General features: G+C 73.8%; 19 protein-coding genes. 14 read left to right on the plus strand and 5 right to left on the minus strand.

Annotated elements, in window-relative coordinates; all coding sequences use genetic code 11:
* Positions 1–43: 43 nt before the first annotated feature.
* Positions 44–1885: a methyl-accepting chemotaxis protein gene (locus AC1UE5_RS22875; protein WP_482927945.1), complete on the plus strand. Its 1842-nt coding sequence runs from the start codon at positions 44–46 to the stop codon at positions 1883–1885.
* Positions 1886–2025: 140 nt separating this feature from the next.
* Here the strand turns inward: AC1UE5_RS22875 and AC1UE5_RS22880 are convergent, their stop codons facing one another.
* The gene (locus AC1UE5_RS22880; RefSeq protein WP_482927947.1) at positions 2026–3213 is read right to left on the minus strand and encodes an acyl-CoA dehydrogenase family protein; all 1188 of its coding nucleotides are present in this window, start codon (positions 3211–3213) and stop codon (positions 2026–2028) included.
* Positions 3214–3540: 327 nt separating this feature from the next.
* On the opposite strand from AC1UE5_RS22880, the gene AC1UE5_RS22885 reads away from it, so the two are divergent.
* Positions 3541–4260: a TetR/AcrR family transcriptional regulator gene (locus AC1UE5_RS22885; RefSeq protein WP_482927950.1), complete on the plus strand. Its 720-nt coding sequence runs from the start codon at positions 3541–3543 to the stop codon at positions 4258–4260.
* A gap of 35 nt (positions 4261–4295) precedes the next feature.
* On the opposite strand, the gene AC1UE5_RS22890 is transcribed toward AC1UE5_RS22885, so the two are convergent.
* Entirely contained in the window at positions 4296–5483 is a 1188-nt protein-coding gene (locus tag AC1UE5_RS22890; protein WP_482927952.1) for an MFS transporter, read from the minus strand.
* A gap of 53 nt (positions 5484–5536) precedes the next feature.
* On the minus strand, positions 5537–6049 hold the full coding sequence (locus tag AC1UE5_RS22895) for a winged helix-turn-helix transcriptional regulator (RefSeq protein ID WP_482927954.1): 513 nt from the start codon (positions 6047–6049) through the stop codon (positions 5537–5539).
* A 31-nt stretch (positions 6050–6080) separates the two neighbouring features.
* On the opposite strand from AC1UE5_RS22895, the gene AC1UE5_RS22900 reads away from it, so the two are divergent.
* Positions 6081–7520 carry an MFS transporter gene (locus AC1UE5_RS22900; RefSeq protein WP_482927956.1) on the plus strand — a complete coding sequence of 480 codons (1440 nt, stop codon included), beginning with the start codon at positions 6081–6083 and terminating at the stop codon, positions 7518–7520.
* Here the strand turns inward: AC1UE5_RS22900 and AC1UE5_RS22905 are convergent.
* A complete protein-coding gene (locus tag AC1UE5_RS22905; protein ID WP_482927958.1) occupies positions 7501–7713 on the minus strand; it encodes a hypothetical protein in 213 nt (70 codons plus the stop codon). The genes AC1UE5_RS22900 and AC1UE5_RS22905 overlap by 20 nt on opposite strands.
* Before the next feature lie 101 nt (positions 7714–7814).
* Between AC1UE5_RS22905 and AC1UE5_RS22910 the strand changes: the two genes are divergently transcribed.
* The 4 genes from AC1UE5_RS22910 to AC1UE5_RS22925 all read left to right on the plus strand — a co-directional run bounded on the left by AC1UE5_RS22910 (position 7815) and on the right by AC1UE5_RS22925 (position 11231).
* Positions 7815–8864 (plus strand): iron-siderophore ABC transporter substrate-binding protein, encoded by a 1050-nt coding sequence (locus AC1UE5_RS22910; RefSeq protein WP_482927960.1) that lies wholly within the window; start codon positions 7815–7817, stop codon positions 8862–8864.
* Entirely contained in the window at positions 8861–9853 is a 993-nt protein-coding gene (locus AC1UE5_RS22915) for a FecCD family ABC transporter permease (protein ID WP_482927962.1), read from the plus strand. Before AC1UE5_RS22910 ends, AC1UE5_RS22915 begins: the two co-directional genes overlap by 4 nt.
* Positions 9850–10902, plus strand: coding sequence for a FecCD family ABC transporter permease (locus AC1UE5_RS22920; RefSeq protein ID WP_482927964.1), 1053 nt, complete (start codon positions 9850–9852; stop codon positions 10900–10902). The genes AC1UE5_RS22915 and AC1UE5_RS22920 overlap by 4 nt, the downstream gene beginning before the upstream one ends.
* Before the next feature lie 107 nt (positions 10903–11009).
* Positions 11010–11231, plus strand: coding sequence for a hypothetical protein (locus AC1UE5_RS22925; RefSeq protein WP_482927966.1), 222 nt, complete (start codon positions 11010–11012; stop codon positions 11229–11231).
* Here AC1UE5_RS22925 and AC1UE5_RS22930 read toward each other — a convergent pair.
* On the minus strand, positions 11228–11491 hold the full coding sequence (locus tag AC1UE5_RS22930) for a DUF6027 family protein (protein ID WP_482927968.1): 264 nt from the start codon (positions 11489–11491) through the stop codon (positions 11228–11230). The two genes, AC1UE5_RS22925 and AC1UE5_RS22930, sit on opposite strands and share 4 nt — an antisense overlap.
* 60 nt (positions 11492–11551) lie before the next feature.
* Here AC1UE5_RS22930 and AC1UE5_RS22935 point away from each other — a divergent pair, with 60 nt between their 5' ends.
* From AC1UE5_RS22935 to AC1UE5_RS22965, 7 genes are all read left to right on the plus strand, one after another.
* On the plus strand, positions 11552–12553 hold the full coding sequence (locus AC1UE5_RS22935; protein WP_482927970.1) for a TerC family protein: 1002 nt from the start codon (positions 11552–11554) through the stop codon (positions 12551–12553).
* A gap of 103 nt (positions 12554–12656) precedes the next feature.
* On the plus strand, positions 12657–13991 hold the full coding sequence (locus AC1UE5_RS22940) for an FAD-binding oxidoreductase (protein ID WP_482927972.1): 1335 nt from the start codon (positions 12657–12659) through the stop codon (positions 13989–13991).
* 226 nt (positions 13992–14217) lie between these two features.
* Positions 14218–15468 carry an aminotransferase class III-fold pyridoxal phosphate-dependent enzyme gene (locus AC1UE5_RS22945; RefSeq protein ID WP_482927974.1) on the plus strand — a complete coding sequence of 417 codons (1251 nt, stop codon included), beginning with the start codon at positions 14218–14220 and terminating at the stop codon, positions 15466–15468.
* A gap of 16 nt (positions 15469–15484) precedes the next feature.
* A complete protein-coding gene (locus AC1UE5_RS22950) occupies positions 15485–16156 on the plus strand; it encodes a class II aldolase/adducin family protein (protein ID WP_482927976.1) in 672 nt (223 codons plus the stop codon).
* Positions 16153–17172: a carbohydrate kinase family protein gene (locus AC1UE5_RS22955; protein WP_482927978.1), complete on the plus strand. Its 1020-nt coding sequence runs from the start codon at positions 16153–16155 to the stop codon at positions 17170–17172. Before AC1UE5_RS22950 ends, AC1UE5_RS22955 begins: the two co-directional genes overlap by 4 nt.
* Before the next feature lie 9 nt (positions 17173–17181).
* Positions 17182–17805 (plus strand): TetR/AcrR family transcriptional regulator, encoded by a 624-nt coding sequence (locus AC1UE5_RS22960; RefSeq protein WP_482927980.1) that lies wholly within the window; start codon positions 17182–17184, stop codon positions 17803–17805.
* Positions 17792–19435, plus strand: coding sequence for an ABC transporter substrate-binding protein (locus AC1UE5_RS22965; protein WP_482927982.1), 1644 nt, complete (start codon positions 17792–17794; stop codon positions 19433–19435). The genes AC1UE5_RS22960 and AC1UE5_RS22965 overlap by 14 nt, the downstream gene beginning before the upstream one ends.
* The last annotated feature ends 6 nt before the right edge of the window (positions 19436–19441 follow it).

The raw sequence follows: 19441 nt of genomic DNA on the forward strand, positions 1-19441 counted from the left end.
CGAGCGGTCGATCAACGGAGGACCCGTTCCCTCTTCCCGTCCCATGCGAGCCCTCACGAACCTCTCCATCCGCACGAAGCTGCTCGCCGGCTTCGGCGCCGTGGTCGCCCTCCTGGCGTTCCTCGGCTTCACGTCGACCGGCCAGATGAGCGGCATCGCCGGCAAGACCGCGACGATCAACAACGAGGTGCTCCCGAGCATCTCGCTCATCGACGACGTCGCGCTCGACGCCTCGACGATGCGCAAGGACCAGTACAAGCTCGCCGTCACGGTGCCCGAGAAGCAGGCCCAGGCGCGGGAGGACATCACGACGACGCAGGCGGCGATCACCAAGGAGCTCGCCGACTACGAGCGGCTCGTCGCCAGCCCGGCCGACCGCGCCGCGTGGGAGAAGGTCCGCGCGCAGTTCGAGGTGTTCGCCGGGACGACCGAGGCCGTCGTCGCGGCCGCCGCGACGGGCGACATCGAGAAGATCCGCACCGCGCTGTCGGCGGCCGGCGACGCGAGCGACCAGCTCCAGGTCGACGTGGCCGCCTGGGCGGACGTCAACGACAAGCTCGCGGATGGCGCGTACGCCGATGCGAAGGACACCGCGTCCTCGGCCCGCACGTCGACCGTCGTGATCGTGCTGCTCGCAGTCGTCATCGCGTGCGCCGTCGCGTTCGTGCTGTCGCGCTACCTCAGCGCCGGCATCGGCCAGCTCCTGCGCGCCGCCCGCGGCATCTCCCGCGGCGACGTCCGGCAGGAGGTCGCGATCGCGTCGAAGGACGAGCTCGGCGAGCTCGGCGTCGCGTTCGGCGAGATGACCGAGTACCTGCAGGAGATGGCCGGTGCCGCGCAGACCATCGCGTCGGGCGACCTCACGACCGAGGTCACCCCGCGCGGCGACGACGACGCGCTGGGCAACGCCGTCGCGCAGATGACCGGCAACCTGCGCGAGCTGGTCGGCTCGGTGCAGCGCAACGCCGGCGTGCTCTCGTCGTCCTCGCAGGAGATGGCGTCGACCTCCGAGGAGGCCGGCCGTGCGGTGAACGAGATCGCGCAGGCGGTCTCCGACGTCGCCCAGGGCGCCGAGCGGCAGGTCCGCTCCGTCGAAGGCGCGCGTGAGGCGACCGAGGAGGTGTCGATGGCGACGCAGGCGTCGGCCGAGTCGGCGCAGGAGACGGCGATCGCCGCCGCCGAGACCCGCCGCGTGGCGGACGAGGGCGCGGCTGCCGTGGCGCACGCGTCCGAGGCGATGCGCGCGGTCCGCGAGTCGAGCGCGTCCGTGACCGCCGCGATGCGCGAGCTGGGCGCGAAGTCCGAGCAGATCGGCGGCATCGTCGAGACGATCACCGGCATCGCCGAGCAGACGAACCTCCTCGCCCTGAACGCGGCCATCGAGGCCGCGCGTGCGGGCGAGCAGGGCCGCGGCTTCGCGGTCGTGGCCGAGGAGGTGCGCAAGCTGGCCGAGGAGTCGCAGGCGGCCGCGGCCACCATCGCGACGCTCGTCGGCGAGATCCAGGGCGAGACCACCCAGGCCGTCGCCGTCGTCGAGGAGACGGCGGAGCGGACCGAGGAGGGCGCCGCCACCGTCGAGCAGGCCCGCGCCGCGTTCGGCCGCATCGGCGCGTCCGTCGAGGACATGACCGGCCGCGTCGACGCGATCGCCGCCTCCGTGCAGCAGATCGCCGCCAGCGCCTCGCGCGTCCAGGCCGACATGGTCGAGGTCGCCGCGGTGGCCGAGCAGTCCAGCGCGTCCTCCCAGGAGGTGTCGGCCTCGACGGAGGAGACCTCCGCGTCCGCGCAGGAGATCGCGTCGAGCGCCCAGCAGCTCGCGGCGACCGCCGCCGAGCTCGAGGACCTCGTCGGCAAGTTCACCCTGAGCGGCCCTCCCGGCGCCTGACGCGACGGTACGACGTCTACCGGCCTGGCGGCCTAAGCGGCGATGTCCCGCCGCGCCTGGCATCCGGGATGGCTCGCTCAGGTCGCGGGTGTTGACGCCGCGCCGGCTCCCCCACCGGCGCGGCGCCCCGCTCTCCCCGCTCACCGCCGCGCCGGCAACCCCAAGACGTGCTGCGCGACGAAGTTGCGGGCGAAGTCGTCGCTGACGGGGGCGGAGCGGGCCAGGCGGGCGTCGAGGTAGAGGTCCATCCAGCCCTCGCGCTCGTCCCATGCGTCGGCGCCGAACACCTGCATCGCGTGGTCGGCGGCGGCGAAGGCGAGGTCGGCGGTGAGGAGCTTGGCCACGTTCGCCTCGCCTGCGACGACGAACCCGTCGACGCCGGCGTCGTGCCGCGCCGCGGTGCGGTGAACGTAGAGGCGGGTTGCCTCCAGCCGCGCGTGCAGGTCGGCGAGCGGGTGCGCGATCGCCTGCTCGGCGCCGATCGGGTGCGTGCGGGCGATCGTCCGCTCCTTCGCGCGCGCGACCGACCGCGTGAGCGCGTGGTGGGCGCTGCCGACGCAGAGCGCCGCGGTGAGGATGCGCTCGACGTGCGTGAACGGCCACATCGTCATCAGGCCCTGGCCCGGCGCGCCGACCACCGCGTCGTCCGGGACGACGACCTCGTCGAGCTGCAGCTCGAACTGCCGGACGCCCTCGCGGTGGCGCATCGGCAGCTCGGTGACGGTGCAGCCGGGCGCGCGCGGGTCGACGAGCACGGTCGTGTAGGACGCCGGCCCATCGCCCATCTTCGGCGCGCGGCCGAACACGAGCACGCGGTCGGCGACGTCGATGCCCGACGTCACGCGCTTGCGCCCGCTGACGAGGAAGCCCGCCTCGCCCTTGCGGCGGATCTGCGTCGCGGTGCGGAACAGGTTGTGCCCGACCTCCGGCTCCGTCGCCGCCATCGCCAGGTGCGCGTCGCCCGCCGCGACCCGCTCCAGCCACCCGGCGCGCACCGGGTCCGGCCCGACCTGCGCGATCGCGTACCCGACGGCCGCCGACAGCACCGGCATCCACAGCACGATCCCCTGCTCGGCGAACGCCTCCAGCACCAGCGCGAGCCCGAGCAGCCCGCCCTCCGTCCCGCCGTGCTCCTCCGGCACCACGAGACCCGCCCACCCGCGCTCGCGGAACGCCGCCCACAGCTCCGGATGTGGCTCGGCGTGGGCGAGCAGGTGATCCCGCACCTCCTGCCGCCGCCCGGCGAACGCCGCGGCGACCTCGCGCGCCTCCACCCGGATCGCCTCGGCCTCCGCCGGAAGCCCGAACACGTCTGCAACCTGGCTCATGGCGAACAGAGTAATGCTCCGGAGTACTGCTCTGTTGGTGGGGTGACGATCGGCCGACGCCCGCCTGCGTCGGCGGGTCGGCCCGCCCCCGACGGTTTCTGTCATCTCGCGCGACGCCCCGCGCCGAGATGTCGCGAACCGTCGCCTGGCGACGCTCACCGACATCTCGCGCGGCTCGGTGCCACGAGATGTCACGAACCTCGGCGCCTCGCGGGGCGGGCGGCGCGCGGCGCGGGCGGGGCGGGTGGCGCGGGTGAACGCGGGAGTGGGCGCCTCCGCCTTCGCCGGTCGCCGGTGCGGCACTCCGGAGCGTTACTCTGGCGCCGCGTGGCGCCCTCCTCCACCACCCGCGACAAGATCCTCGCCGCCGCGCTGGCGTGCTTCACGCAGGAGGGGTACGAGCGGACGACGGTCGCGCGGGTGCGCGAGCGCAGCGGCGTGTCCAACGGGGCGCTCTTCCACCACTTCGGCTCGAAGGAGGCGATCGCGGAGGCGCTCTACGTCGACGCGATGCGGTCGGTGCAGGAGCGCTACTGGGAGGTGCTGCACGCGCAGCCGCCGACGCTGCGCGCCGCGGTCGACGGGTTCGTGCGGGCCCAGCTCGGCTGGATCGAGGCGAACCCGGACCGCGCGCGTTTCCTCTACGGCCAGGGCCACCTCGACTGGGCGACCGACGCCGGCGCCGAACTCGCCGAGCTCAATCGCGACCTCGCCGACGCGTACCGCGCGTGGCTCGACCCGCTCGTCTCCGCCGGCACCGTCCGCGACCTGCCGATGTTCCTCGTGATCGCGATCGCCACCGGCCCCGCCCACGCGGTCGCCCAGCGGTGGCTCGCCGGCCACCTCCGCGGCCCGCTGGCCCGCCACGCCGAACCCCTGGTGGACGCCGCGGTCGCCGGCCTCACCGGCACCCCCTCCCCCGGCGGGCTCCGGAGCAGCGCTCCGTTCCCCGCGGAGTCGCGCGTGCGGGTCCAGCTCGTGGACGCCGACGGCGCGGTGGTCGCGGAGGGCGAGGCCGTCGCCCCGCTCGCGCGCCCCGGCGCGTAGCCCAGGCCGCCCCGGAGGCGGGCCGCGGCGGCTGGTCAGCCCGCGGCGACGGGCGCGGGGTCGGCCCGGCGCGTGACCGCGACCCCCGCGAGCGCGACGACGAGGCCCGCGAGCGAGAGCCCGACCCCGAGCCACGCGGTCGCGAGGTAGCCGTGGCCGCCCGCGATCACCAGCCCACCGAGCCATGCGCCCGACGCGTTCGCGATGTTGAGCGCGCTGTGGTTCGACGACGCCGCGAGCGACGGCGCGTCGGGGGAGACGTCCATCAGGTGCACGGTCAGCGCGCCCGCGAGGACCTGCGTCGTCACGCCGATCGCGAAGACCAGCACGACCGCGGCGACCGCCGACGAGGCCGTCGAGGCGTAGATCGCGAGCACGCCCGCCATCGCGATCAGCCCGCCGATCGCCGTGCGGTGCGGTGAGCGGTCGATCAGCCGCCCGCCGGCCAGCGCGCCGGCCGTCATGCCCGTGCCGAACAGCGCCAGCACCCACGGCACCGCCGAATCCGACAGGCCGGAGACCTCCGTCAACGTCGGCGACACGTACGAGTAGACCGCGAACATCCCACCGAACCCGACGCTCCCGGTCAGCAGCGCGAACCACACCTGCGGCCGCCGGAAGGCGCCCAGCTCGCGCGCGACCGACGCATCGCGCGGCGCCGGCGTCACCGGCACCCACGTCCGCACGGACAGCACCGTCAGCACCCCGATGACCGCCACCGCGCAGTACGCCCAGCGCCACCCGAGCTGCTGGCCCGCCAGCGTCGCCGCCGGCACGCCCGCGATGTTCGCCACGGTCAGCCCGGCCATCACGAGCGAGATCGCCGACCCGCGCCGCGCCGGCCCGACCAGCTCCGCCGCCACCACCGACGCGACACCGAAGTACGCCCCGTGCGGCAGGCCTGCGAGGAACCGCGCGACGATCAGCGAGTCGGCGGAGGGCGCCAGCGCGGACAGGCCGTTCCCCGCGGCGAACGCGAGCATCAGGAGGAGCAGCAGGCGCCGCCGCGGCACCCGCGCCGCGACCGCCGTGATGAGCGGCGCGCCGACGACGACGCCGAGCGCGTAGGCCGTGATCGCGTGGCCCGCCGTCGAGATCGACACGTCGAGCCCGTCCGCGACCTCGGGCAGCAGCCCCATCGTCGCGAACTCGGTCGTGCCGATGCCGAACCCGCCCACGGCGAGCGCGGACAGGGCGGCACCCGTGTGCCGCCTCGGGTCCATGGTTCCGACTGTAGGCCGGGGCGAGGGGCCGAGGTGTGAACGCGCCGCGCCGGCTAGCCCCGGTGGAAGGGCGAGCGGGGCGAGCTGCGGTCGACCGCGAGGTCGACCTCGTCGGCGCCGACCGCGTGGCCGGCGGCGCACCGGAGCTCCAGCCGGGCGGGCTCGCCGCAGCCGTGGTGCTCGAGGCGGACGCCGCTCGACTGCTCGCCGAGCCACTTGTCGCCCCACTGCATCAGCGCGGCGAGCACCGGCAGCAGGTCCTCGCCCTTCTCGGTCAGTCGGTAGCCCTGCCGCGCGCGCTGGCCGGGCTCCTGGTACGCCTCGCGGGCGAGCAGCCCGTCCGCGACGAGCTCGCGCAGGCGCGCGGCGACGACCGGCTCGCTCAGCTGCGTGCGGCGCACGAGCTCGTCGAACCGGGTGGCGCCGTAGAAGACCTCGCGCACGACGAGCACCGCCGACTTCGTGCGCACGACGTCGAGCGCACGGGCGATCGGGCACGTGTCCGCCGTCCAGTCGTCGCGGTCGGCCAGGCGCCCGGTGAGGTGGATCGTGGCTGGCTCAGACATGGCTAAGCCAGGATGATACGGTGCGCTGGCTATGCAAGCCCTAAGTCAGCTGCGCCGCCGCGACGCCACCCCCGGCGCGGTGCTCGCGATCGTCACCGCCGCCGTCGTCCTGGCGAGCCTCGACCTCTTCATCGTCAACGTCGCGCTGCCCGACCTCGCGCGCGATCTCGACACCGAGCTCGGGCCGCTCTCGTGGGTGCTCAACGGCTACGCGATCGTCTACGCGGCGCTGCTCGTGCTGTTCGGCCGGCTGGCCGAGCGGCGGGCGCGCGAGGCGGGCTTCCTCCTCGGCCTGGCGATCTTCACGGTGGCGTCCGCGGCGTGCGCGGCGGCGACGAGCGTCGAGATGCTCGTCGCGTTCCGGCTCGTCCAGGCCGCCGGCGCGGCGCTGCTGACGCCGACGTCGCTCGGCCTGATCCTCGCCACCGCGCCGCCCGAGAAGCGGCAGGCCTCGGTGCGGGCGTGGACGGCGGTCGGCGGGCTGGCGGCCGCGCTCGGGCCGGTCGTCGGCGGGGTGCTGGTGGAGGCGAGCTGGCGGTGGGTCTTCCTCGTCAACGTGCCGATCGGCCTCGCGGCGCTGTACGTCGGCTGGCGGCGGCTCCCGCACGTGCCCGGGCACCCGGTCCCGCGCCCGGACACGCTCGGTGCCGTACTGCTGACCGGCGGCGTCGCAGGCGTGACGCTCGCGCTCGTCGAGGGCGGTGCGTGGGGCTGGGGCTCGCTCGCGACCGTGGCCGTGCTCGTCGCGTCGGCGCTGGCGCTCGCCGCGTTCGCGCTGCACTGCGTGCACGCGCGCAGCCCGCTGGTGGAGCCGTCGCTCTTCCGCGCGCCGGGCTACACGGGCGCGTCGGTGGTGATGACGCTCTTCTCGATCGGCTTCGGCGCGATGCTCCTCTCCGGGGTCCTGTGGACGCAGGACGTGTGGGGCTGGTCGGCGCTGCGGACCGGCCTGGCCATCGCGCCCGGCCCGCTCCTGGTGCCGGTGTTCGCGGTGGTGGCCGGGCGGCTGATCGCGCGGTTCGGCCCGGCGCCGGTCGTCGCGGCGGGGACGACGTCGTTCGCCGCCGGCCTCGCGTGGTGGGCGGCGGCCGCGTCGGTGACGCCCGACTACGTGGGGAGCGTGCTCGGCGGGATGCTGCTGACGGGCGTCGGCGTCGGTCTCACGCTGCCGACGGTGATGGCGACCGCCGCCGGCTCGCTCCCGCCCCAGGCGTTCGCGACGGGTTCGGCGGTGGTGAACATGCTGCGGCAGGTCGGCCTCGCGCTGGGCGTCGCGATCTTCGTCGCGATCCTCGGCACGCCGGGCTCACCGGAGGCGGCGCGCGACGCGTTCCAGGCGGGCTGGCTCACGCTGGCGGGCGTCTCGCTGGCCGGGACGGTGGCCGCGGTGATGCTGCTGCGGGTGCGCCCCGAGAGCGCGCCGGCAGATCCGGGCGCCGCGCCGGCCGCCGCTACGCCGTCGTCGGCGTAGCGCCGCGCGCGGTCACCGCGACGGTCCGCACCACGGTCGCCTGCAGGTGGCGGCCGGGCGCCGCGGCGGCGGGGCGGTGCGGGCCGCGGTGGTGGCCGTCGGCCGCGTGGGCGACGGTGGCGGCGCCGAGCGACGCGGCGCCGGTGAGAGCGAGGGTCGTCAGGGCGGTGGCGAGCGTGCGGGAGAGCGTCATGCGCTCACTATCGGTCCGGAATCTGGGTGTTCGCTGGGAGGCGGCTGACGGTCCTCCGAGAGCGCGCGTGCGCCGCGGTGTTGGTTAGGGTTCCCTAAACCATGCGCCGTGCTCCGATCACCATCCTGCTGCTCCTCGCCGCCCTGCTCCTGGGCGCCTGCGGCGACGACGACAGCAGCTCCGACTCCTCCGACGCGGCCGCGGCCGCGCCCGCCGCCGAGACGACCGCCGCGGCGGCCGAGGCCCAGTTCCCCGCCACCGTCGAGCACAAGTTCGGCACGACGACCGTCGAGAAGGAGCCGCAGCGGATCGTCTCCGTCGGGCTCACCGAGCAGGACACGATCCTCGCGCTCGGCTACGAGCCGATCGCCGTCACCGAGTGGTACGGCGAGCAGCCGTACGCCGTGTGGCCGTGGGCGAAGGAGCTGCTCGGCGACGCCAAGCCGACCGTGCTGAAGACGACCGACGGCTTCGACTACGAGAAGATCGCGTCGCTGCGGCCCGACCTCATCGTCGGCACCAACGCCGGGCTGAAGAAGGGCGACTACGAGAAGCTCTCCGCGCTCGCGCCGGTCATCGGCCCGGTCAAGGGCGCCACCGACTACTTCTCGCAGTGGGACGAGCAGGTGCTCCAGATCGCGAAGGGCCTGGGCAAGGAGGCCGAGGGCCAGAAGCTCGTCGAGGACACGAAGGCGGCGTTCGCGAAGGTCGCCGCCGAGCACCCCGAGTTCCAGGGCAAGACCGTCACGTTCGCGCAGAACGCGTTCTACGACGGACTCCTCTACGTCTACCCGCAGGGCCTGAACACCGAGTTCCTCGAGTACCTCGGCTTCACGATCAACCCGAAGCTCAAGTCGCCGCGGCCCGGTGAGCAGCAGGCCGTGTCCGCCGAGAAGCTGAGCGTCATCGACGCGGACGTGATCGTGTTCGCGACCGAGAGCGCGAAGGACATCCCGGCGCTCGAGAAGGTGCCGACGTTCGGGAAGCTCGAGGCCGTCAGGGAGAACCGCGCCGTGTTCACCGACGGCACGCTCGCGGGCGCCGCGTACTTCATGACGCCGCCGTCGCTGCAGTACGTCGCCGAGCACCTCACGCCGCAGCTCGCCGCCGCGGTCAAGGGCGAGGCGCCGCGGAAGATCGTCGAAGGGTGAGCCGCCGCGCCGCCGGGCTGCTGGTCGTCCTGGCGGCGCTCGCGCTCGTCACGCTGCTGAGCGTCGCGGTCGGCGCGAAGTCGATCGCGCTCGACCGCGTCTGGGACCTGGTCTGGTCGCCGGACGGCTCCGAGGACGCGGTGATCGTGCACGACCTGCGCATCCCGCGGACGGTCCTCGGGCTGCTGGTCGGGGCGGCACTGGGCGTGGCGGGCGCGCTGATGCAGGCGCTGACGCGCAACCCGCTGGCCGACCCGGGCCTGCTCGGGGTGAACGCCGGCGCCGCGGCGGCGGTGGTGACGGCGACCGTCGTGCTGGGGACGACGGCGCCGCTCACCTACGTCTGGTTCGCGTTCGCCGGCGCCGGGCTCGCGGCGGTCGTCGTCTACGGGATCGGCTCCGCGGGCCGCGGGGGCGCGACGCCGGTGCGGCTCGCGCTGGCGGGGACCGCGCTGACGTTCGCGCTGATCGCGTACGTGGAGGCGATGATCCTCGTCGACCGCGACGTGCTGCAGGAGTACCGCTTCTGGCAGGTCGGGGCGCTCGCCGGCCACGAGGCGTCGCTCAACGCGCAGATGGCGCCGTTCATCGTCGCCGGGCTCGTGCTGGCGCTCGCGCTCGGGCGGCCGCTCAACGCGCTGGGCCTCGGCGACGAGGCGGCGCGCTCGTTGGGCGCGCGGCCGGCGCGGACGCGGATCGCGGGAGCGGTCGCGGTGACCCTGCTGTGCGGCGCCGCCACGGCGGCCGCCGGGCCGATCGTCTTCGTCGGGCTCGCCGTGCCGCACCTCGCGCGCGCGATCACCGGTCCGGACCAGCGGTGGGTGCTGCCGTACAGCGCGCTGATCGCGCCGACGCTGCTGCTCGGCGCGGACGTGCTCGGGCGCGTCGCGGCGCGGCCGGGGGAGCTGGCGGTCGGGACGGTGAGCGCGGTGCTGGGCGGCGGCGTGTTCGTCGCGATCGTGCGGCGGCGAAGGATCGCGCAGCTGTGAGCCAGGGCGTCGCCCGCCGCCGCGCCGTGCGGCTCCCGCCGTTCGCCCTCCGCGTCGCGCCGCGGAGCGTCGTCGTGGGCGCCGCGCTCGCCGTGCTCGCGTTCGCGCTGCTCGTCCTGTCGATCGGGACGGGCGAGTTCTCGATCCCGCCCGGCGACGTGATCGCGGCGCTGCTGGGCGGCGGCGACGCGGCCACGCAGTTCGTCGTCGAGACGCTGCGGCTGCCGCGCGCGCTGACCGGCCTGCTCGTCGGCGCCGCCCTCGGCGCGTCGGGCGCGATCTTCCAGTCGCTGACGCGCAACCCGCTCGGCTCACCGGACATCATCGGCTTCCTCCAGGGCGCGTCGGCCGCGGCGGTGCTGCAGATCGTCGTGTTCGCCGGGACCGCGTACGCGATCGCCGGCGCAGCGCTGGCGGGCGGGCTGACGACCGCGCTGATCGTCTACCTGCTCGCGTTCCGCGGCGGCGGCGTGTCGGGCTACCGGCTGATCCTGGTCGGGATCGGCGTCAACGCGATCCTCGTGGGGATCACGAACTACCTGCTCACGCGCGCGGCGCTCGACGAGGCGGCGAACGCGCAGCTGTGGCTGACGGGCTCGCTCAACGGCCGTGGGTGGGAGCACGTGCGGCCCGTCGGCGCGGCGCTCGCGATCCTGCTCCCCGCGGTCGCGCTCCTCGCGCGGCCGCTGCTGCTGCTCGAGCTGGGCGACGACACGGCCCGCGGCCTCGGCGTCGCGGTCGAGCGCTCCCGCGGCGCGCTGATCCTCGTCGCGGTCGCCCTGTGCGCCGTCGCGACCGCCTCCGCCGGCCCGATCGCCTTCGTCGCGCTCGCCGCGCCCCAGATCGCCCGCCGCCTGACGCGCGCCACCGGCCCCGGCGTCGCCTGCGCGGCGCTGATGGGCGCGGTCCTCCTGCTCGCCTCCGACTACGTGGCGCAGCGGCTGTTCGGCTCGGTCGAGCTGCCCGTCGGCGTCGTCACCGGCGTCGCGGGCGGGCTCTACCTCATCTGGCTCCTCACCCGCGAGGGCCGCTGCCGCGCGGGCCGCTGACGCCCGCCGCGCGTCTTCAGGGAACTTTTAGGTCCCTCCTCTGGACAACGAGGCCTGCGTGCCTCACCCTTCCGCGACCTTCGATTCCTCCACGAGAGGGGGCAGTCATGGCATGGGTTGTGTTCTCGTTCGTCATCATGGTGGCGTCGTTCGGCTCGGTGTTGCTCGCTGCCGTGGCGTCCACCCGGAGGGCCAACCGGCTCGGGCGCGGCGGCGGCGCGGGCGCGTCCTCGGGGTCGCACTTCTTCTCCGGGGGCGGCGGCGGGTTCGGCGGTGACGGCGGCGGCGGTTGCGGTGGCGGTGACGGCGGAGGCGGAGGCGGCTGCTAGCGGCCCGCCGCGATCCAGTCGATGATGCCCCCGACCCGCTCCCAGTCCTCCGCGTCGCGCGCGGCGACCAGGTCGGCGAGCGGGTCGGGGCCGCACGCGAGGATCGCCTCGCTCCCCGAGCTGACGAACTTCACGAGGGCGTAGTGGGTCAGGTCCGCCACCGGCACGCCGGTGGCGGCGCTGAGGTTGCGGAAGGTGGGCGTCGGGTCCTGCAGGCGCGCGGCCGCGACCTGCGCCGCGAACTCGGAGTGGTCGGTCATCGCGCCGGATGATCGCGTCCGGCGGCGTGATGCGCGCGCCTTTCCGGCATGGTGTGCCCGATGCTCGAGGTGACCGCCGCCGGCTGGGCCATCACGATCGGCCTCATCGTCGCGCTGCTGGCGCTCGACCTGACGGTGTCCGGCCGCCGCCCGCACGCGGTCGGCTTCCGCGAGGCGACCGCGTGGTCGGTGTTCTACGTCGGCGTCGCGATCGCGTTCGGGATCGTCTTCGGCCTGCGCGAGGGCTGGGACCTCGGGGGCCAGTACTTCGCCGGCTACATCGTCGAGAAGAGCCTGTCGGTCGACAACCTCTTCGTGTTCGTGATCATCATGAGCACGTTCGCGGTGCCCGCCCAGCACCAGCAGCGCATCCTGACGTTCGGGATCATCGGCGCGCTGGTCCTGCGGGCGATCTTCATCGCGCTCGGCGCCGCGCTGCTCGACGCGTTCTCGTTCATGTTCCTCGTCTTCGGGCTGCTGCTCGTCTTCACGGCGATCCAGCTGTTCAAGCACCGCGACGAGGATCCGTCGATCGAGGACAACCGCGTCGTCATGCTCGCGCGGCGCTTCCTCCCGCTGACCGACGACTACCACGAGGGCAAGCTCTCGATCCGCCTCGACGGCCGCCGCGTCTACACGCCGCTCGCGCTCGCCCTGGTGGCCATCGGGACGACCGACATCCTCTTCGCGCTCGACTCGATCCCCGCGGTCTACGGCGTCACCGACGAGCCGTACATCGTCTTCGCCGCCAACGCGTTCGCGCTGCTCGGCCTGCGCGCGCTCTACTTCCTCGTCTCCGGGCTGCTCGACCGCCTCGTGTTCCTCTCCACGGGCCTGTCGATCATCCTCGCCTTCATCGGCGCGAAGCTCGTCCTGCACTGGCTCCACACCGACGTCGACACGTCCGTCCCCGAAGTCTCCACGAACCTCTCGCTGCTGGTGATCGCGGTCGTCCTGACGGTCACCACCGTCGCCAGCCTGATGAAGACCAAGCGCGATCCGACGGCCAAGGCGCACGCCGGTTCGCTGCGCGGGCACGGGCCGCGCGACGGCGACCCCTGACCCCGCGGAAAACGGGACACGCCGGACCCCGGGGCCCCAGCTCGCGCCCATCAGGGTCACATCCCTGATGCCCGGGGGTGCGCCGGGCGCGGAGCATCGCCCCATGTCCCACAGCTCCCCCGCCTCCGCCTTCTCCTTCAACCTCACGATCGACGTCCGCGCGCACGAGATCGTGTACCCGCGCTCGGTCGCCGACGTGGTCGCCGCCGTCAACGGCGCCCGCGCCCGCGGCCTCCACGTCGCCGCGACCGCGACCGGCCACAACGTCGGCGCCTACGGCTCCCTCGAGGACGCCGTGCTGATCGACGTGCGCCACCTGCAGGACGTCGAGATCGACCCGGGCCGGCGGCGCGTGCGCGTCGGCGCGGGCGTCAAGTGGGAGCGCGTGACGTCGCAGCTGTCCGAGCTGGGCCTCGCGGCGCTGCACGGCTCCTCGCCCGACGTCGGCGTCACCGGCTACTCGCTCGGCGGCGGGATCGGCTGGCTGGCCCGCAAGCACGGCATGCAGTCAGGCAGCGTCACGGCGATCGAGATCGTCCTCGCCGACGGCCGCCACGTCCGCACCGACCAGTTCCACGAACGCGAGCTGTTCTGGGGCCTGCGCGGCGGCAACGGCAACTTCGGCATCGTCACCGCCGTCGAGTTCGCCGTCTACCCGGTCGCCGAGCTGTACGCGGGCGCGATGTTCTTCCCCTACGCGCGCTCCGAGGACGTCGTCCGCACGTGGGCGCGCAGCCTCGCCACGTACCCCGACGAGCTGATGACGTGGATCTCGCTCGCGCACTTCCCGCCCGCGCCGTTCGTGCCCGAGGAGGTCCGCGGCCAGTCGTTCGCGATCCTCCAGGCCGCGCACCTGGGCGACGAGGCCGAGGGCCGGGAGCTGCTGGCCCCGATCCGCGCGCTCGGCCCGGTGATGGACACGTTCGCCGTTCAGCCGCCGGCCGTGCTCGGCGACCTGGCGATGGATCCGCCCGAGCCGCTCCCATTCCACCTCGGCCACCAGCTCGTGACCGACTTCCCGGACGAGGCCGTCGACGCGCTGCTCGCGGTCGCCGGCCCGGGCAGCGGCGCGGCGCTCGACCTCGTCCAGCTCCGCCACATGGGCGGCGCGCTCGGCCGCGTGCAGCCGGGCGCCGGCGCCCGCGCCACGCTTCCCGGGGAGGTCTGCGTCATGGGGCTCGGCGTCGCGCCCGACGCGGACGCGATGGCGGCCGTCCGCGCCTCGGTCGACGCGCTGGAGCAGGCGATGCTCCCGCGCCGCGCGGGCGACTACCCGAACTTCGTCGAGCGCCCCGCCGACGCCCGCGGCTTCTTCGACGACCAGACGTGGGAGCGCCTGCGCCGCGCGAAGGCCCAGTACGACCCGACCGGCCTCTTCCGCGGCAACCACGCCATCCCGGCGGCGTCCGTCGCCGAGCCCGCCCGCCGCGCGGCGTAGACCTCCTCGCCACGCACCCGGCGCGGCGACCGCCGACGCGCCACCTCGAACGCGCCGCAGCTCCCCGGGGCTGCGGCGCTTTCGCACATGCGGAGCCGCCCGACGGGCGGAGGCCGTTCGACCGCCGGTCGGAACCTGCGCACCCCGGTGTTGACTTTATTTCGGACGTCTGGAATAAAACCCGGCCAAGTCGGCCGGAGCCCCCGGCAGGCGGACGAGGAGGAGCATGAGCGCAGTTCCCACAGCCCCGCACGGGAGGGTCGACGCCGGCCTGCGCGAGCGGGCCACCAAGGTCGTTCCAGGCGGCGTCTACGGCCACCTGAGCGTGAACCGCCTGCCCGCCGGCTACCCGCAGTTCTGGGCGCGCGGCGAGGGCGCGCGGATCTGGGACGTCGACGGCAACGAGTACGTCGACCTCATGTGCTCGTTCGGCCCGATCCTGCTCGGGCACGCCCACCCGAAGGTCGACGCGGCGGCGAAGGCGGCGCTCGACGGCGGCGACGTGTTCAACGGCCCGGCGCCGGTGATGGTCGACCTGGCCGAGCGCCTGGTCGACAACGTCGCGCACGCCGACTGGGTGATGTTCGCCAAGAACGGCAACGACGTCACGCAGCTCGGGCTCGTCGTCGCGCGGGCCGCCACGGGGCGCACCAAGGTCCTCATGGCGCGCGGCTCCTACCACGGCATCGGCGGCTGGTCGCTCGGCGCGGACTCGGCCGGCTTCACGCCGCAGGACCACGCGAACACGATCTTCTTCGAGTACAACGACCTCGCCTCCGTCGAGTCGGCGATCTCCCTCGCGGGCGACGACGTCGCGGCGATCATCGTCACGCCGATCCGCCACGACGTCTTCCGCGACCTGGAGGACCCGACGCCGGAGTTCGCCCGCGGCGTCCGCGCGCTGTGCGACCGGATCGGCGCCGCGCTGATCGTCGACGACGTCCGCTGCGGGCTGCGGCTCGACACCCGCGGCAGCTGGGAGGCGCTCGGCGTCCGCCCGGACCTCAGCGCGTGGAGCAAGTCGCTGGCCAACGGCCACGCGCTCGCCGCGCTGATGGGCGCCGAGCCGCTGCGCGAGGCCGCCACGCGCGTCTTCGCCACCGGCTCGTTCTGGATGGCCGCCGCGCCGATGGTCGCGGCGATGGCGACGCTCGACGAGCTCGAGGCCTCCGGCGGCATCGCGACCATGGCCGCGTCCGGCCGGCGCCTGCAGGAGGGGCTGCGCGAGCAGGCCACCGCGCACGGCCTGACGGTCACCGTCACCGGCCCGCCGTCGCTTCCGTTCCTCAGCTTCGCCGACGACCCCGAGTGGGAGAAGGCGGCGCTGTGGTCGAGCCACTGCGCCCGCAACGGCGTCTACCTGCACCCGGTCCACAACTGGTTCGTCTCGACCGCGCACGACGAGGCGACGATCGACCGCGCGCTGGACGGGACCGACATCGCGTTCGCGGCCGTCAAGGCCGAGTTCGGCGGCTGAGCGAGGCATGGGTCCGATGGCCGATCCGTTCACCCGCGAGGACCGCGAGGCGCTGTGCGCGGCCGCGGCCGAGGTCGCCACGAGCGGCCTGGTCGTCGGCTCGTCCGGCAACCTGAGCGTGCGCAAGGACGACCACGTCCTCATCACCCCGCGCAGCGCCCGCCTGGCCGCGATCGATCCGGCCGACTGCGTGTGCGTCGCGCTGGCGGACGGCGAGACCCACGCGGACCACGACCGCGACTCGGTCGCGTCGTCGGAGACCACGCTGCACCGCGTCGCCTACGCGGCCGTGCCCGACGCCCGCGCGGTCGTCCACACGCACTCGCACTTCGCCACGGTGCTGTCGACGCTGGTCGAGGAGCTGCCGCCGATCCACTACGTGACGACGACGTTCGGCGGCCCGGTGCGGGTCGCGCCCTACGCGACGTTCGGCTCCACCGACCTCGCCGAGACGGTCGGCCGCGCGCTCGAGGGCCGCACCGCCGCGCTGATGGCCAACCACGGCGCGATCGCCACCGGCCGCACGCTCGCGTCCGCGCTGGAGCAGGCGCGGCACCTGGAGTGGCTGGCGTCGGTCGCCTGGCACGCGAGCGTGATGGGCACCCCGAAGCTGCTCGACGCCGAGCAGCTCGACGCGGTCGTCGCGCAGAGCCGCGCGCTGAACTACGGCGCGGTGGAGGCGGCATGACCGTCGCCGCGACCCCCGCCGCCCTGGACGCCATCCGCGCGTCGCGCCCCCGTGTCGCGTGCGTGGGCATCTACATCGTCGACGTCCTCGGGCGCCCGGTCTCCGAGCTGCCGGTCGGCCAGCAGGCGCTGATCCTCGACGAGATCCGGATGACCGCCGCCGGCACTGGCGGCGGCACGGCCGTCGACCTGGCCCGGCTCGGCGCCGAGGTGCTCGCGATGGGCGCGATCGGCAGCGACCACGTCGGCGACTTCCTGCTGCGCATGCTCGAGCAGGAGCGCGTCGACACGACCGGCATCGTGCGCCGCGCCGACGGCGTCCAGACCTCGGCGACGATGCTGCCGATCCACCCCGACGGCAGCCGTCCGGCGTTCCACGTCCCGGGCGCGAACATGACGTTCTCGGCCGCCGACCTGGACTGGGACGCGATCGCCACGTGCGACGTCCTGCACCTGGGCGGCATCGGCGCGCTGCCGGCGCTCGACGGCGAGCCGTGCGCGGAGGTGCTCCGCAGGGCTCGCGCCGCCGGCATCACCACGACCGCCGACTGCCTCGGGGCCAAGCGCGACGACCTGCTCGACCTCCTGCGCGTCTGCCTGCCGCACCTGGACCTCTTCATGCCAAACGACGGCGAGGCCACGGCCATCACCGGGGAGCGCGACGTGCTCGCCGCCGGCCGGGTCCTGTACGAGCTCACCGCGGGCGGCGGAGGCGCCGTCGTCGTCAAGTGCGGCGGCGACGGCGCGCTCCTCATCGACGCGGACGGGGAGCGGCGCCTGCCCGCGTTCGCCGCGCCGGTGGTCGACACGACCGGCTGCGGGGACGCGTTCTGCGCGGGCACGATCGTCGCGCGCGCCGCCGGCTGGCGGCTCGACGAGGCGTGCATGCTCGGTGCCGCGACGGGCGCCCTGAACATGCGCGGCCTGGGCTCCGACGCGGGCGCCCGCGACCTCGACGAGGCGCTGCGCTTCCTGGCCACCACCCCGACGCGGCAGCCGGCCGCCGCGGAGGCGTAGAACCCGCCGATGCCCAAGAACGTCGACCACGAGCAGCGGCGCGAGGAGCTCCTCGCCGCCGTGTGGCGGGTGATCGCCCGCGACGGCCTGGAACGGGCCACGATCCGCTCCCTCGCCAAGGAGACCGGCTGGTCGTCGGGCGTCCTGGCGCACTACTTCGTCGACAAGGACGACATCCTCGCGTCCGCCCTCCGGCTCGCGCTGGAGCGGATCGAGGATCGCTGGGACGAGAAGCTCGAAGGGCTGACGGGTCTTGCGGCCCTTCGAGAGCTCGTCATGGACAACCTGCCGCTCGACGACGAGCGCGAGCAGGAGACGCGGTTCCTCATGAACTACTGGAGCCGCTCCATCCGGCAGGGGCCGAGCGAGGACGAGCACACGTGGCGGCGCGGGCCGCTGCTGGTGGACCGGCTCGCGGCCCTCATCGCAGATGGGCAGGCAGCAGGGGAGGTCGTGCCGGGCGATCCGGCCGACCTCGCGGAGCGCCTGTTGGCGCTGATCGACGGGTTGAGCCTGCACGCCTTGCTCGACCCGCAGCGGGTCACACGCGAGCGCCAGGTCGCGCTCGCCGAACAGGAGCTCGACCGGCTGTCGGTCGCGCAGGCACAAGGAGAGACGTATGCGGAGCAGTAGATGGCTGACGGCCGGCATCCTCTGCGCGGCGCTCGGGCTGAGCGCGTGCGGGGGATCCGACGGCGACGGCGGTGGTGGCGGCGCCACGGCCGCGGTCGAGCAGATCGGCGCGGGCGGCACGGCGGAGAACTGCACGGGCGAGCCGGTCAAGGGCGGGACGCTCGTCTACTCGCGCCAGGCCGAGACGCAGTCGCTCGATCCGATCACGCTGCGCAACGGCAACGGCGACATCTTCGCCACCGAGCTCGTCTACCAGGGCCTCGTCCGCTCGGACCCGACCGGCAAGACGCAGGACCTGGTCGGGGCCGTCGCGGAGAAGTGGGACGTCTCCGAGGACGGCAAGACCTACACGTTCACGATCCGCGACGGGATCGAGTTCGCCGACGGCGACCCGGTCACCGCCGAGGACGTCAAGTTCACGCTCGACCGCTTCGGCGACCCCAAGATCAACCAGGTGATGAGCGTCGTGGCCGGCGGCTACGGCTCGTCGAAGGTGATCGACGACCGCACGGTCGAGGTGAAGCTGAAGGAGCCGGTCGCGTCCTTCCTCTACAACATCTCGATCTTCCCGGCCTTCATCGTCCCCAAGGACGAGGTCGAGAAGGACGCAGAGGCGTTCTTCAAGAAGCCGTTCGGCACTGGGCCGTACATGGTCAAGGAGCTCGTCCGCGGCTCGCACGTGACGTTCGAGCGCAACCCGAACTACTGGGAGGACGGCAAGCCCTACCTCGACGAGATCCGGTTCAACTTCGCGTCGGACTCGAACTCGCGCATGCTCGCCGTCAAGAACGGCCAGGCGCAGATCGCCGACGGCGTGCCGTTCTCGCAGATCAACGCGCTCAACGGCGACGGCAGCCTCGCGCTGCAGAAGGCCGAGGTGCCGCTCTTCGTCGGCATGTGGCTCAACCACGAGCGCAAGGAGCTGGCGGACAAGAACGTGCGCCAGGCGATCCAGCACGCGCTCGACCGCGAGGAGATCAACCAGGGCATCTTCCGCGGCGTCGGGACGATCCCGAACAGCATCCTGCCCGCGCTCAAGTACGACGCGCCGGCCGACCAGGTCCCGCCCTACGCGCACGACGTCAACAAGGCGAAGGAGCTGATGGCGGCGTCCGGCTTCCCGGACGGGTTCCAGACGACGCTCCAGTACCCGGCGGGCTACGACTACTACAAGCAGCTCGGCCTGCTGATCCAGCAGCAGCTGGGCGCCATCGGCATCGAGGTCAAGCTCGTCGAGCAGGAGGCGGCCGAGGTCACCGACCGCTTCAACAAGAGCGACTACGACATGACGTTCCCGTACGCGCAGTTCACCAGCGACGTGGTGGTGCCGGACGAGTACGCGACCTTCGTCGCCAACTCCCCGGACATCGACAACTTCTTCACGCACTGGGACAGCGGCGAGATCGGCGAGCAGGTCGCGACGTTCACGACCACGCCGGACGAGGCGGAGCGGGCGAAGCTCTGGCCCGAGATCCAGAAGGCGATGCTCGAGGAGACGCCGGTGGTCAACGTGATGAACGTCCCGTACGTGAACGTCCACGGCAAGGACGTCTGCGGCACGTCGATCAACGCGCTCGGCGCCGACCACCTCGAGGACACCTGGATCGCGGCCGGGGCCGGCGGCCAGTAGGCGGAG

The organism is Parviterribacter multiflagellatus, from assembly GCF_056863265.1.